General features: G+C 56.6%; 9 protein-coding genes. 3 read left to right on the forward strand and 6 right to left on the reverse strand.

Annotated elements, in window-relative coordinates; all coding sequences use genetic code 11:
• Positions 1-27 precede the first annotated feature (27 nt).
• The 3 genes from CGS49_RS07980 to CGS49_RS07990 all read left to right on the forward strand — a co-directional run bounded on the left by CGS49_RS07980 (position 28) and on the right by CGS49_RS07990 (position 3,621).
• A complete protein-coding gene (locus tag CGS49_RS07980; RefSeq protein WP_097801330.1) occupies positions 28-867 on the forward strand; it encodes a CPBP family intramembrane glutamic endopeptidase in 840 nt (279 codons plus the stop codon).
• Between the two features lie 157 nt (positions 868-1,024).
• A complete protein-coding gene (gene rpsO, locus CGS49_RS07985; protein ID WP_005933138.1) occupies positions 1,025-1,279 on the forward strand; it encodes a 30S ribosomal protein S15 in 255 nt (84 codons plus the stop codon).
• Positions 1,280-1,473: 194 nt separating this feature from the next.
• Positions 1,474-3,621, forward strand: coding sequence for a polyribonucleotide nucleotidyltransferase (locus CGS49_RS07990; RefSeq protein WP_097801331.1), 2,148 nt, complete (start codon positions 1,474-1,476; stop codon positions 3,619-3,621).
• Between the two features lie 84 nt (positions 3,622-3,705).
• Here the strand turns inward: CGS49_RS07990 and CGS49_RS14310 are convergent, their stop codons facing one another.
• The 6 genes from CGS49_RS14310 to CGS49_RS08020 form a co-directional block, all read right to left on the reverse strand.
• Complete coding sequence (locus CGS49_RS14310) at positions 3,706-4,527, reverse strand: SpaA isopeptide-forming pilin-related protein (protein ID WP_207653401.1); 822 nt, start codon at positions 4,525-4,527, stop codon at positions 3,706-3,708.
• Complete coding sequence (locus tag CGS49_RS08000; RefSeq protein ID WP_097801332.1) at positions 4,514-5,359, reverse strand: class C sortase; 846 nt, start codon at positions 5,357-5,359, stop codon at positions 4,514-4,516. The genes CGS49_RS14310 and CGS49_RS08000 overlap by 14 nt, the downstream gene beginning before the upstream one ends.
• Positions 5,360-5,442: 83 nt before the next feature.
• Positions 5,443-6,996, reverse strand: a complete 1,554-nt coding sequence (locus tag CGS49_RS08005) for a SpaH/EbpB family LPXTG-anchored major pilin (RefSeq protein ID WP_097801381.1) — start codon at positions 6,994-6,996, stop codon at positions 5,443-5,445.
• Positions 6,997-7,101: 105 nt separating this feature from the next.
• Positions 7,102-12,219 carry an LPXTG cell wall anchor domain-containing protein gene (locus CGS49_RS14215; protein ID WP_097801333.1) on the reverse strand — a complete coding sequence of 1,706 codons (5,118 nt, stop codon included), beginning with the start codon at positions 12,217-12,219 and terminating at the stop codon, positions 7,102-7,104.
• A gap of 20 nt (positions 12,220-12,239) precedes the next feature.
• Positions 12,240-12,830 carry a signal peptidase I gene (gene lepB / locus CGS49_RS08015; protein WP_097801334.1) on the reverse strand — a complete coding sequence of 197 codons (591 nt, stop codon included), beginning with the start codon at positions 12,828-12,830 and terminating at the stop codon, positions 12,240-12,242.
• Entirely contained in the window at positions 12,827-13,342 is a 516-nt protein-coding gene (locus tag CGS49_RS08020; protein WP_097801335.1) for a hypothetical protein, read from the reverse strand. The genes lepB and CGS49_RS08020 overlap by 4 nt, the downstream gene beginning before the upstream one ends.
• Between the last annotated feature and the right edge of the window lie 199 nt (positions 13,343-13,541).

Below are 13,541 nucleotides of genomic sequence, written 5' to 3' on the forward strand. Positions count from 1 at the left end.
CAAACGATCGCTCAGGAGGTCTCCCTCATGCTCAAACGACTGCGCAACGCGCACCCGGTCCTGTTCTGCATCCTGGTCGAGGTGCTGTTCCTCGGCAGCCTGTTCGTATCGGACCTGGTCTTTACCTTTGTACTGCTCTTTGCCCGGGCAGATTTTTCCGCCCTGGACGGCTATCTTTACAGCGGCCTGCAGGAGCTTGTGGGCACGCTGGTGGTGGTGCTGGTGCTGCAAAAGACTGGCCGCCTCGGGCTGCTGCGGCGGCGCGGCAGCGGTTTTTTCAATGGCCTGCTGGTGGGCATGTACCCGCTGGTGATGATCGGCTACAGCCTGGCGGGCTCGCTGATGTTCGAGCGGCCGGACGACCGGGCGCTGCTGCCGCTGCCGCGCATCCTGAGCTTTCTGGTCAGCATGATGCTGGTGGGCGTGGCAGAGGAGTTCGTCTTCCGCGGCGTGGTGGCCCAGACCCTGCTGGAGCACTACGGCACCAGCCGGGGCGGCATCTGGAAAGCCTGCCTTGTGTCCGGCGTGCTGTTCGGCGCGGCCCACCTGACGAACCTTCTGGGGTCGGCACCCTTCGGCGTGCTGATGCAGTGCCTGTTTGCGGCATCGCTGGGCAGCCTGTTCGCGGCCATCTACTTCCGCACCGGCAACATCTGGGTGACGGTCTTCCTGCATGGCATGATGGATATCTCCTCCATGATCATCGGCGGCATGTACGGCACCGTGACCATGGCCGAGAGCGTGAGCAGCTACGATTCCTCCATGCTGATCTCGGTGGCCGTGTATCTGATCCCCATGCTGTTTTTGCTGCGCAGAAAGAAGCTGCCGGAGGTGCAGCTCTACTGGAACGCCTACGCCAAAAAATAAAGGCAGAAGGCAAAAAAATCCTTGCTTTTTGCAAGGGGTTCTGGTATACTGTATCTGTTACCGTGGTACGGGGCTGGGAGTATGCCCGCTTTTTGGGAATGCCGTTTCCCGCCGCTGTTCCATTGGCACATAAAATTTTATAAAGAGGTATGTAACTATGAACAAGCAGGAAGTTATGGCCAAAGTCGCTCTGACCGAGAAGGACACTGGCTCTCCCGAGGTCCAGGTCGCTCTGCTGACCGCTCACATCAACGAGCTGAACGAGCACCTGAAGAAGAACCCGAACGATCACCACAGCCGCCGCGGCCTGATGAAGATGGTTGGCCGCCGCCGCAATCTGCTGGCTTATCTCCAGAAGAAGGACATCGAGCGTTACCGTGCTCTGATCGCAACTCTGGGTCTGCGTAAGTAATTTAAACAGAGGGCAGGTACCGCAAAGGTGCCTGCCTTTTGCTTTATGTACAAATGGCAGCGGCTGCGTATTGCAGCAGTAAATCGAGCGCCCGTGCCGAAAAAGCAGTGCACGGACGTTGGATTTATTGCTATGATGCGCGTGCCACCGCCTTTTGGATAGAAAAAAATAAAAGATCCAAGGAGGCAAAAACAATGGCAATTGAATTTGGTTCCCGCAGAGAGACCTTTGAAAACTACAAGGTCTACGAGACCATGCTGGCAGGCCGCCCGTTCAAGGTCGAGATGGGCAAGATGTGCGGTCTGTCCAACGCCAGTGCGCTGATCCGCTACGGCGAGACCTGCGTCATGTGCAACGTGGTCATGAGCCCCAAGCCCCGCGAAGGCGTGGACTTCTTCCCCCTGAACGTGGAGTATGAGGAGAAGCTCTACGCCGCAGGCCGCATCCCCGGCAGCTTCATGCGCCGCGAGGGCCGCCCCGGTGAGCGCGCCATCCTCACCAGCCGCGTGGTGGACCGCCCCATGCGCCCGCTGTTCCCCAAGGAGATGCGCAATGACGTGTGCATCACCATGACCGTCATGAGCCTGGACCCCGACTGCAGCCCTGAGATCGCCGGTATGATCGGTGCGTCTCTGGTCACTGCCGTGTCCGACATCCCCTGGAACGGCCCCATCGGCGGCGTGCAGGTGGGTCTGGTGGACGGCGAGATCGTGCTGAACCCCACCCAGGAGCAGCGCAAGGTCAGTGACCTGGCCCTGACCGTTGCCGCCACCATGGACAAGATCGTCATGATCGAAGCCGGTGCCAACGAGGTGGACGAGGACACCATGCTGAACGCCATCAAGGCCGCTCACGTGGAGATCAAAAAGACCATCGAGTTCATCAACAAGATCGTGGCCGAGCGCGGCAAGAAGAAGATCGACTTCCAGGTCGTGGGTCTGGATATGGACGTGTTCCACGCCATTCAGGACAAGTATCTGGACGACTTCAAGGCTGCCATGGACACCGACGACAAGAACGTGCGTGACGCCGCTCTGCTGCCCATCATGGACAAGATCGCCGAGGAGTACCCCGACCTGTCCGCTGCCGACCTTGACCTGGTCAGCTACAAGATGCAGAAGTTCGTCGTGCGCCGCTGGCTGCTGGACGAGGGCAAGCGCGTGGACGGCCGCGGCATCAACGAGATCCGCCCGCTGGCTGCAGAAGTGGGCATTCTGCCCCGTGTGCATGGCTCCGGTATGTTCACTCGCGGTCAGACCCAGGTGCTCACCACCTGCACCCTGGGCGGCACCAAGGACAACCAGCTCATGGACGACCTGACCGACGAGCAGACCAAGCGCTACATCCATCACTATAACTTCCCGCCGTACTCCGTCGGCGAGGCCCGCGCACCCCGCAGCCCCGGCCGCCGCGAGATCGGTCACGGCGCACTGGCCGAGCGCGCTCTGGTGCCCGTGCTGCCCTCGCTGGAGGAGTTCCCCTACACCATCCGCTGCGTGTCTGAGGTGCTGAGCTCCAACGGCTCCACCTCGCAGGCTTCCATCTGTGGTTCGACCCTGGCTCTGATGGACGCCGGCGTGCCCATCAAGGCACCTGTTGCCGGCATCTCCTGCGGCCTGATCACCGAGGGCGACCGCTGGATGACTATGCTGGACATCCAGGGCGTGGAGGACTTCCACGGTGATATGGACTTCAAGGTGGGCGGCACCCGCAAGGGCATCACCGCCATCCAGATGGATATCAAGATCGACGGCCTGACCTACGATATCATTGCCGAGGCATTTGAGAAGTGCCGCAAGGGCCGCCTGTATATCCTGGATGAGATCATCAAGCCCGTCATCGCTGAGCCGCGCCACGAGCTGAGCCGCTACGCCCCCAAGATGTTCAGCATGATGATCCCCACCGATAAGATCAAGGACGTCATCGGCAAGGGCGGCAAGGTCATTCAGGACATCTGCGCCACCTGCAACTGCAAGATCGACGTGCAGGAGGACGGCCACGTCTTTGTCTCCGCCGTGGATCAGGAGGACGCAAAGCGCGCTATCTTCACCATCAAGACCATTGTGGAGGACCCGGAGATCGGTGCCATCTACAAGGGCAAGGTCACCCGCCTGATGAACTTCGGTGCCTTCGTTGAGATCGCACCGGGCAAGGAAGGTCTGGTGCACATCTCCAAGCTGGACACCAAGCGTGTGGAGCGCGTGGAGGATGTGGTCGCTGTGGGCGACGCCATCGTGGTCAAGGTGACCGATATCGACCAGCAGGGCCGCATCAACCTGAGCCGCCGCGACGCCATTCTGGCACTGGAAGCCAAGCGCGCCGAGCAGGCACAGCAGCAGTAAGCGCCCGATCCAATCAGCAATCAGCAAAAAAGAGGACCCGATGCAGACGATGCATCGGGTCCTCTTTGTATAACAAGATGAAATTTATACCGTGCGGTACCGACGGTCCAACGTCCAGCCGAAGGCGAACAGCAGCAGGCCGCTCACGGCCATCACCGGCACGGGCCAGTTCAGCTGGCCGGTCTTGGGCAGGGCGGGGTTCGCCGGGCGGCCGGGCTGAGCCGGAGTATCCGTGTCGGCGGGAGTGGACGGCTCATTGGGTGCGTCCGGGAAATCCGGCGTGGCCGGGGTGCTCGGGCCGTCGGGGGAGACGGGCGTGCTGGGAGTGTCCGGCGTTTCCGGAGTCTCCGGCGTGTACGCGCCCACCTTCGGGCTGGCGTCCACATCGTAGAGCCACTGGCCGTCCTCTGCCAGCGGCAGGGAAACCAGGAAGGGGTTCACGGCCTTGTAGCCTGCGGAAGCCTTGGTCTGCGCCACGAGGTACAGGCCCAGCTCCAGATCTTCAAAGACTGCGTTGCCGTCGTTGTCCACGGCCTGCACCGTGCCTTCCGAGCCCGGGGCCAGATAGTCCAGCAGGCGGCCTGCCAGAGAGCTGTCGCCCAGATCGTTCAGGTCGCCCAGCTCGATGCCGCAGCCGTAGAAGTCGCCGCAGTATTCAAAGCTCAGGTCGCCGTTTTTGCGCTGGACCTCGGCCACGCGGTAGATGGTCAGCTCGCCGCCGCGCAGGGCCTTCTGGCTGGCTTCGTCGTACAGGCGCACCCGGATGGTGCCGGTCATGGGGTCGCCGTTGCGGTCGGTCAGCTTGATGTTGGCGCTGGTGGCAAAGGCGGGCAGTGCGCTCACCGCCAGAAGACACAGCATCAAAAGCAGGGCCGCAGCGTGCTTTTTGAGATCAGTGCGTTTCATTTCTTTCACCTCTTGAAGATTTGCGTTTGCGGGTGGAGAACAGCAGCCAAATCAGCAGTGCCAGCAGCAGCGGCAGGGCAATGATGGGCGCCGTGATGATAGGTTCGATCTTGGTGGCTTCGCTGGTGACGCGGATGTGCTTGAGCTTGTCCGGCGTCTCGATGCGTCGGCCGCGTACCAGCAGGCGGTGGGAGTTGATGCCGTAGGGGGTGCAGGTCATCAGGGTGACGTAGTCCTTGCCTTCGGTCACCTTCAGGTTATCAGTCTCGGTGGGCAGCACGATGGAGATGTTGTCCACCTCATAGGTGAGCACCCGGTCCAGCACCGTGATGGTGAAGGTGTCGCCCACTTCCAGCTGGTCAAGGTTGGTGAACAGCTTGGCGCTGGGCAGGCCCCGGTGGGCCGAGATGACCGCGTGGGTGCTCTCGCCGCCCACCGGCAGGCTGGTGCCTTCCAGATGGCCCGCGGCCACCTGCAGCACGCCGTCGCTGGTGCCGTGGTAGATGGGCAGCTCCACGCCGATCTTTTCAATGGTGATGTAGCCCATGATGCCGGTGCCGGTCACGTCCAGCGTGCTTTCGTAGCTGGGGAAGCGGTCCGGGTGGTACAGGGCGTCCGGGTCGGCGGCAATCTGCGCGTTGAAGGCGTCTGCGGCGTCAAAATAGGCGCTGTAATCGGCGTCGGTCAGCTTGTCCACATCGGCGGCGTAGGTGGCCACTGCGCGGGACTGGTGCCGCTGGTTGACGTAGTCGCTGAGGGTGGGGTATAACATCACGGATAGACCCACGAAAAAGACGAGGATCAGGATGATTGTGCTTTTGTTCTTTTTCATGGGCTACTCCCTAATGTTATAAGGATAGGAGCCGGAGGCCTTTTGGGCCCCGCGCTCCGGTGCTGTGGGGGATAAAGGAGAAATTACTTGTTCTCCATGCGCTTCTTGGTGACCAGCAGGACGATGGCTGCCACCATCAGGCCGCCGCCGATGACATAGAACAGGGTGGTGCCCATGCCGCCGGTGCTGGGCAGCACAGTACCGGCCTTGTTCTCAACGCGAACAACGTGGTCGTCAGCAGTAGTATCGCCGTACTTAACAGTGTAAGAAATGGTCTGACTTGCAACCGTGGGCAGAGTACCGCGATCAATCACAACGGTAATAGGAGCGGTCAGCTTGTTATAGCCCACAGGAGCCTTGGTCTCCTCCAGATAGTAGGTGCCAGCGTCCAGACCCTCAAACGTGATGTTACCATTAGCAGGGGTCTTGACCTTTGTGGCGGCAGAATCGGTGGCAGTCCAGTCGGTCAGCTTATACTCAGCATTCTCAGCAGCAGAGCCGTCTTTGATTTTAGTCAGCACAGCGTATTTAATGGTTTCACCGTCCTTCTTGTACAGCTGGAACTCAGCATCTGCCAGAGCGTGGTTAGTATCATCACCGCCGAGGTTTGCAAACTTGCGCACGCCCATCTCCCAGACGTAGGTCTTGGTGGTGGAGGACTCGGTCGTGGAGTTGTTACCGTACGTCAGAACGGCTTTGTTGTCGTTGCCCGTAGTACCAATTACTGCATCAGAAGTAACAGTGGCACTATAATCTACTTGGATGTAATCATAAGGTTTCAGAGCCTTGAGGAACTTGATCTCAAAGGTGCAGGTATCAGAGGTAGAAGTTACCAGCTCATAATCAGTACCAGGGGTGAGATTATCACCGTCGTTGCTGCCACCGGTCTTAGGGTCACGCACGAGCAAAACCGTAACGGACTTTTCATTGAATTTCAACCCGTTGGACATGGTATCGTGCAGAACGTAGTTGGTGGGATTACCATCGGTCACATGAATGCGGGTTTGGAATTTCACCGTGTCACCAATGCCGGCATCATTGCTGTAGCCAAGAGTATTGCCTTCGTAAACTTCCTTTTCGATAGTGGGCTTGCTGTTCTTCTCTCTGATTACTGCGTTCGGGTCGGTAGTACCAATGGAGCACATAGCACCATTGTTCAGATCAGAAACCACCAGATACCAGCCGAGGGGCAGATTGCTAAATGTAAGAGTAATGCCGTTAGCCTTGGCAGAGCCATCTTCAGGGACATTATTGGGAGTAAATTTAGCATATGTACCGGCATCGTTTGCAAATTTCTGAATAGCAGTGTCATTATTCTTGGAATTGCTATTGATCCAGGTAACAGCACCGGTTTCTTCGTCTAACTTCAAGTCACCGGTTTGGTTGCGAACGAAGGCTCTCCAAGCTTCATTCGCCGTATAACGGTAAGAGTTGGTATCTGCGTGGTACTCCAGATTCAGAATACGGTAAATTTTATAAGTCTGGTTCGTAACGGCGTTCTCGATGGTAATGCTACCAGTGCCAGTGGCAGCAGCAGCGGTAGCATCACCATCAGTCGCAAATGCCGGGATCGCCATGGCGCACACCATGGCAGCTGCCAGCAGTACAGCCATGAGTTTCTGAATGGTCTTTTTCATAGTGGGTGAAAGTCTCCTTCCTATTTTTTATGATTCCTCGTTGTAAAAACGGTCCTGTCTGCGGCGCAGAGAGTTTTGCGGCCGCAATGGAGGGTGCAGCTTGTTTTAATCTGCCCTCCTCTCGCGTCTGCGCTTTTGACAGAAACCACACACCAGTGCGGCAAGCACCATGGTGCCGCCCACTGCTGTATACAAAGTGGTACCGGCTCCGCCGGTAGAGGGGAGTTCGTAGCCCCCGGCGGGGGTCAGCTTGTTGGTCACAGTCAGCAGGCCGCCGCCTGTGACGCCGAGAGTATTGCTTTCACTGTATGTAGCAGTGTATTTGCTGTTTTCCGGTTCTTCAATATAATAACTATAGCCGTTTGTAACATCGGAATAAACAGCAGTCCAGTTGTTATCCTTATTCAAGGTAATGGTCTGAGCAAAGCTGGTATCGCGCTCTGCCTTGGTGTGGCCGCTTTGGTAGCGGTAAAGGTTGACGGTGATGCTATCCACTGGGATGTCAGAACTGTTCGTAATCATTTTGCCGTCCTGATCCCGCCAGAACTTCTGAATCGTCAGCTGGCTGCGTTCGTTGGGCACATACAGTTCCGGCGAGGTGTGATACTTATATATGGATACCTCTGTCTGTGCCGGGACACTGATTGTGTTGTTGCCAACAGCTTTCTTATAAGCATCCTCTGCGGTCTGGCTGTCATTGTCCGTCCAGATAAAGAAGTATTCCTTATCCGACTTACGGTAGCCACTCGGCGGGTCTGTCTCCTTCAGCTTGTACAGGGTAGAAGTGTTGATGGTTACATTGTTTTTTTCTCCAACGTAAAGGCCTAAGCTGCCGTCTTCTCCGGTCTTTGGCAGTTCCGTACCGTTATCCCATTTGCCGGTGGTGGAATCGAATTTGTACAGCGTAAACACGGCACCGGGCAAACCAAGATTCTGGTTCGCACTGTCTACCTTATATAGGGTCAGCAGATTCTGCGTGATACCACCCCAACCATTGACAGCGTCTAGTTTGGTCTCTTTTTTACTGTCCTCATAACCGTCAATGTGCGCTGTGTTTTCAAGCGTGACCTTATCATTACTTGCGTCGGTCACATAGTCGTATTCCAGCACAAAAGCTTGTTCATCCGGAAATGTGAGCGTCATTTCATACACATTCTTGTTATTCTTGTCGGTATAGGAACGGAGACTAAGGCCGTAATAATTATCCGGCAGGGGAGTATCACCATCCTGCTTGGGGTAGCTGTACAGCTTGACCGTACTTCGGTCCAGATGAGCGGTAATGCCCGCCGTGTTTACGGTCATTGTATCCGTCATGGTGACCGTTCCGGTTGTAGAAAGCTTTTTTGCGGCAGGATTGATCACAATGGAATAACTGGCACGGCGGTCCCCGTGTCCGTCGTTTTTCGTACCGGTTTTGTTCAGTACAGGGGCGGTAAAGGTGGCGTCTGCATGTGCTGTATTCTCTCCCCACGCCGCTGCATTCGTATAAGTCTCTGTTTCCTTATTCGGGTCATCGGTCCACGCAGAGTCGTTAACCTTGACTCTATAGCGAATCAAAATGGCCTGCACGTTTGCAGCATCTTCAGCACTGAGGTTTTTCAGGTTAGCCAGAGAGAAAGTAATTTTACCGTCATCCACGGACCAGCTAAAGTTATCACTCAGCTTATAATTGCCAAGTTTTTGAGTGACTTTCGTATCGCCGGTTTTGAAAACAGCATAGAAGTACTTATTGCTTGCGTTATCGAGAACTACACGGCTGTCCGGTGTATCGGTGACCGTAACAGAATCATTGGCGGAGAAAGACGCCCAATCCTCAACCTTCAATGTCAGCTGGTAATAAATGTAATTATCCTTTTCTCTATTATAGTCTGTCGTAAGGCTGTCGTCATAGTTTCCGATTTTCTTACTACCAAGGTCGCTTGTAGAAACACCCTTGCTCAGCGTAGGGGTAGGCTTGGTCTTGGTGTAAGTGTACTTTGCATCCTTGCCACCGGCCTTGTTGATAAAATCAACCGCATCACCCTCGCTGATCCCGCTCACATTGATATAGGTGTGGTACCCATCAATGGAAAGGGATTTGATGGGGGGTTCCCCGCTATAGTTATTGGTCAGCTTAATTTTAAAGGACTGAACATGCGCGGTACTGTTCGGAAGCGTGATTTCAGTACCACTCTTTGCGCCTTCAGAGGTGTAGTACGTGATTTGAACGTCGATATTTGCCTCGGTGGCTGTGAGCACTGTATTGTCTGTACAGGTAAAACGCAGATTTTTGCGGATTTCTTTGTCCAGTTCATCGGCAATACCGTAGTGGTCACCCGTTTGGGGCTTTTTGATAGTATCGGTGAATGTGTAGCTGTTCCATTCAGCAGGCACCGGGGTGGAAACACTCCATTTACCTGTATAGAGATCGTCGGTGCCGGTCTCAGTCAGGCTGTCGGGGGCAGTCTTCGTGAAAGACCAATCGCGTTTGGTCACCTTGCAGGTATCATCTGCACTGTAGGTATCGTCGCCGCGCTTGACTTCAGCATGGTTTTCTACAGAAGTTTGACCTTCTGGTACCGTGGTCTTGTAAGTAAAGGTGTAAAGCTTGTCAATGGCAGTTTTACTGAAGGTGTATGTAAATGTATTCGCACCATTTGCGCTGCTAACAGTATCAAACAGCGTACCTGTGTCACTGGTTTTGCTCTTTGCGGTAACGGTAATATCACCCACGATCGTGGCACCATTGGTTTGAATGGTATCAGTCAGGGTCGTATTATTCAGGTCGCCGCCGTCCGGGTTGTAGACGGTAACAGTCCAGTAGATGTAACCATCTTCGGAATCGTACTGCGAAGATTTTTCAATGTACTTGCTATGGGTAGCTGGGGTTTCGTGCTTGTCGTCCTCTTGCACCCATGCGGTGTTGTAAAATTTGCCGGAACCGTCTGTGCTCTTGTTCGTGATCTCTACCTCGTAGGTCAGAGTGTACTTTTGGCCGGCAGCAAGTTCGGGCAGGTCCTTGATCTCAAAGCTGCTGCCAGCGCCGTCAATTGTCAAGTTGTATTTTTTGAGTTCACCATCCGGTCCCTTCAGGACAAAACTGTCCGAAACGTATTTGCCGTTCAGGCCGCTGGCGGTGTTAGAATTGTCCAGCTCATCGTGGATGGTGATAGAATCTTTCCAGCCATTCTTAGAGGAAACAGTGACTGTGTATTTTGCATAGACCTTGCCATTCTTTTCCTCAAAGCCATTTGCCTTTTTGGAAAGGCTCAGGTTGGTTTTATCGTAGACAGTGATGACGGTGCCACCCGGAAATTCGATTTTTCCGCCGTCACCGATCGTATCGGTGGTCACTTTGGCCTCGAAGCCAAATGTACCGTCAAACGGCTGCGATACATCAAAGCTGTCGTTAAAGACAAGCGTGACCTCGCCGTCTTTAGTTACAGATAGGGTACCGACAGGCTTATCATTTTGCAGGATAGCTCTGTCGGTAACGGGAGTGCTGAGGTAGATGCCGTCCGGCAGATGATAAGTCAGGGTGTGGTTGCCGTTTTTCTTGATGGTGCCAGCGGGAATGCTGTAACTATAATCTAGTGTCAGCGTGTCACCGGCGGTCATGTCAAAGGGGGTGCCAGTAACATCTTTTTTGTTCACCGTAACAGTAACGCCAGTGATAGTGCCGCCGGGGGTCATGGTGTACAGCTCCACGGGATCTTCCGCTGCCCGGAAGCTCTCTTCCTCCTGCACGGCAGCCAGCGAGATCAGGCCGGTGAGCTGCGAGATGTTCACCTGCACGCTGTCCACCTTGCCGTCCACATTGCCGGAGATGACCGACAGCGTACCGGCGTCCTCATCCACATCGGACACGATGCCCACCGTCTCATAGGTGACCGTGCGCTGCTCGGTCTGCGGTTCCGTCTCGACCGGGTCCAGCGACAGCAGGGCAATGTCTGCATCCGGGGAATCGTCCTCGACCACAGCCGGAGTGTCGTCCACGGCCACGGTCTCGGTGACCATGGTGTTGTAGAACACGATATCGCCGGGCTGGATGCTGCAGAAGGACGATGCACTGTCCGCAAAGCCAAGGTCATCGGCGTCCGCATCGGCAAAGCTCTCCTCCTCCGGCAGTCCCTCATCGCACAGGGCAATGGCGTCCTGCTGCGCGGCGGGGATACTCTGGGGGTCCATCAGGTAGCCGGCACCGCGCAGGTCGCTGCGCAGGGCCAGCACACCGGCGCGCTGCGGGATGGCAGACTGCGGGATGCCCGCGTAGTTCAGGCAGTAAGAAAGGAACATCACGTCCCATTCGCCGTAGGGGTTGCCGTACCACTCGCCGTAGCGGGTGTAGTGGCGGACGGTCACGCCGTCATCGGCATCCACTTCAAAGTTCTTTTCGCTCTGGGTGTAGCCCAACTGGCTCTGCGCCACGGTCAACAGGTCTGCGGACCAGTCGCCGCTGAGGGAGGTGCTGGTCTTGGCCAGCCATTCGGATTCGTCTTCCACATCGGCCAGCGGGTCGGCCAGACAGTTCACGGTGTGGTGATGCTCCTCCAGGCCGCAGGTCAGCACTTCTTCATAGCAGTCGTCGGTGTGGTAGTGGATGGGTGCCTCGATCACCGGGCTCACGACTACGGGCTTCGCGGCCACCGGCGCCTCAAACGCCGCCACAGCCGTGTAGGCCGGGTTCAGCTCCTCCACCAGCTCGCCGTCTTCCAGGCCGCACACCAGTTCATAATCGGTGGTGTAGCAGCTGTCGTCGTGGACGTGCTCAAACTGTTCGCAGATCAGGCTGCCGTCCTCGGGGTCAAAGCAGTCGTCGCCATGGACGTGCTCCTCCTCGAGACAGGTCAGAGTCTTCACTTCCTGATAGCAGTCGTCGGTGTGCTCATGCGGCACATAGATGTACTCCGGTTCGGCAGAAAACAGCGCAATGCCGTCGTCTTCTGCGTCCACGCCAATGCTCTCGTCAAGCGAAGCGCTGTCATCGAAGGTGGCGTTCCAGTCCTCGGGCTGGCCTTCCTCATAACCGCAGACCAGCACTTTGGTGTAGCAGTCCGCCGTGTGCGTGTGCTCCTCCTGGTTGCACTGGTACTGCGCGGTGGCCGCAATGCCATCGCTGTGCAGCTGCCAGTTCACGAACAGCGTCGTGATCATGGCCAGCACAAGCAGCAGCGCCGTGTAGCGCCGCAGTGCTTTCCGCTGCAGACGGAACCTTTCCCGATAATCTCCCACAATGTCTTTCATTGCCCCAAAGCCCTCCTAATTTAATGGATCAATGAGAAACTGGACAAGGGCCATACCCTTATAAAGACCTTGCCCACGATCTGATTCTTTTCTACGCAGCCAATAACGCTGCTGCGGCTGTCGATGGACGTTGCGCGATGGTCGCCCAGAACGAAGTACCGGTTCTCCGGCACCTGATAGGGGAACTTGATGTCGCATTCGCCCAGGGCCAGCTCGTCCACATAGGGCTCGTCCAGCACCGTGCCGTTCACGGTGACCACGCCGTTCTCATCCAGCGAGATGATATCGCCCGGCAGGCCGATGACCCGCTTGAGCAGGAGCTTGTTCTGCCAGTAAAACCCGCACAGATCGCCGGTTTTCAGGCTGCCGCTCTTGACAAGGACGATCACGTCCTTGTCCTGCAGGGTGGGGTTCATGCTGTCGCCGGACACCTGCAGCACCGGCAGGAACAGGGTGGCCAGCAGCACCGCAACGGCTGCCACCACCACCAGCGCATAAATCGTGCTGCGCAGCACCCGGGTGTAGCGGGAGCGGTAGGCCAGCCGCTCCCGTTCGGCCTTCACTTCCTCGGTGGAAGGAATGGCCGCGAATTTGATGTCGTGCTCTTTCATGTTGTGTGCTGACCCTCCGGCAGAAAGTCGATCTTCTGGTAGTTGTCCAGCACCTCGCTGGCACGGCGGTCGAACTCGGCCCAGCGCGCCCGGACCTCCTGCTCGGCCTTGGCGACCATCGCCTTGCAGTCGGCTTCGGTCTGTGCACGCTTGCGCTCGGCCTCGTCGGTCATGGCCCGGCAGGCTTCTTCGGTCTGCCGCTTCATGGCCTCGGCCTGTTCGCGGGCCTGCGCCAGGGTCAGCTGCGCGTCAGCCGGGCCGTCCGCCGCAGCGGCTGCGCGGACCGATGCAAGATATTCGTCCGCTGCGGCCTGTGCCGCCTCGAAGACTTTATTCAGTTCCAGTGCCGCCTGCGCGATGGAACCGGCGTTCTGGATGTGGAGCTGCCGGTCCTCCAGCTGCGCGGTCAGCGCCGCGTTTTCGGCTTTGAGCTGGTCTTCACTCTGCTTGAGCGCAAAGATGATCTCGACCAGCTCGGTGCGGCTCATGTGCCGCAGCTCACGATCTGGCATAGTGATGTGTCTCCCTGTGATTCTTCGGCACGGCATCTGCACTGCAAAAATCGGTTTTTGCGACACCGGATAGATACATGGATTTTTAGGTCGCCTGCCGGAAGAACTGATATATCAATTTACGACCTGCCTTCGCAGATTTAGACTTGTCGTATCAAGTCATATGATAGCACAAAAGAAAGTATTTGTATAGGAAAAA

Origin of the sequence: Faecalibacterium langellae (assembly GCF_002549775.1) — a bacterium.
Taxonomy (GTDB): Bacteria; Bacillota; Clostridia; order Oscillospirales; family Ruminococcaceae; genus Faecalibacterium; species Faecalibacterium langellae.

Bases quoted from the DNA above. Each gene is read 5' to 3' on its own strand.
- CGS49_RS14215 (WP_097801333.1), bottom strand. From the start codon at position 12,219: ATGAAAGACATTGTGGGAGATTATCGGGAAAGGTTCCGTCTGCAGCGG.
- CGS49_RS07990 (WP_097801331.1), top strand. From the start codon at position 1,474: ATGGCAATTGAATTTGGTTCCCGCAGAGAGACCTTTGAAAACTACAAG.
- CGS49_RS07980 (WP_097801330.1), top strand. From the start codon at position 28: ATGCTCAAACGACTGCGCAACGCGCACCCGGTCCTGTTCTGCATCCTG.
- CGS49_RS08020 (WP_097801335.1), bottom strand. From the start codon at position 13,342: ATGCCAGATCGTGAGCTGCGGCACATGAGCCGCACCGAGCTGGTCGAG.
- lepB (WP_097801334.1), bottom strand. From the start codon at position 12,830: ATGAAAGAGCACGACATCAAATTCGCGGCCATTCCTTCCACCGAGGAA.
- CGS49_RS14310 (WP_207653401.1), bottom strand. From the start codon at position 4,527: ATGAAACGCACTGATCTCAAAAAGCACGCTGCGGCCCTGCTTTTGATG.
- CGS49_RS08005 (WP_097801381.1), bottom strand. From the start codon at position 6,996: ATGAAAAAGACCATTCAGAAACTCATGGCTGTACTGCTGGCAGCTGCC.
- rpsO (WP_005933138.1), top strand. From the start codon at position 1,025: ATGAACAAGCAGGAAGTTATGGCCAAAGTCGCTCTGACCGAGAAGGAC.
- CGS49_RS08000 (WP_097801332.1), bottom strand. From the start codon at position 5,359: ATGAAAAAGAACAAAAGCACAATCATCCTGATCCTCGTCTTTTTCGTG.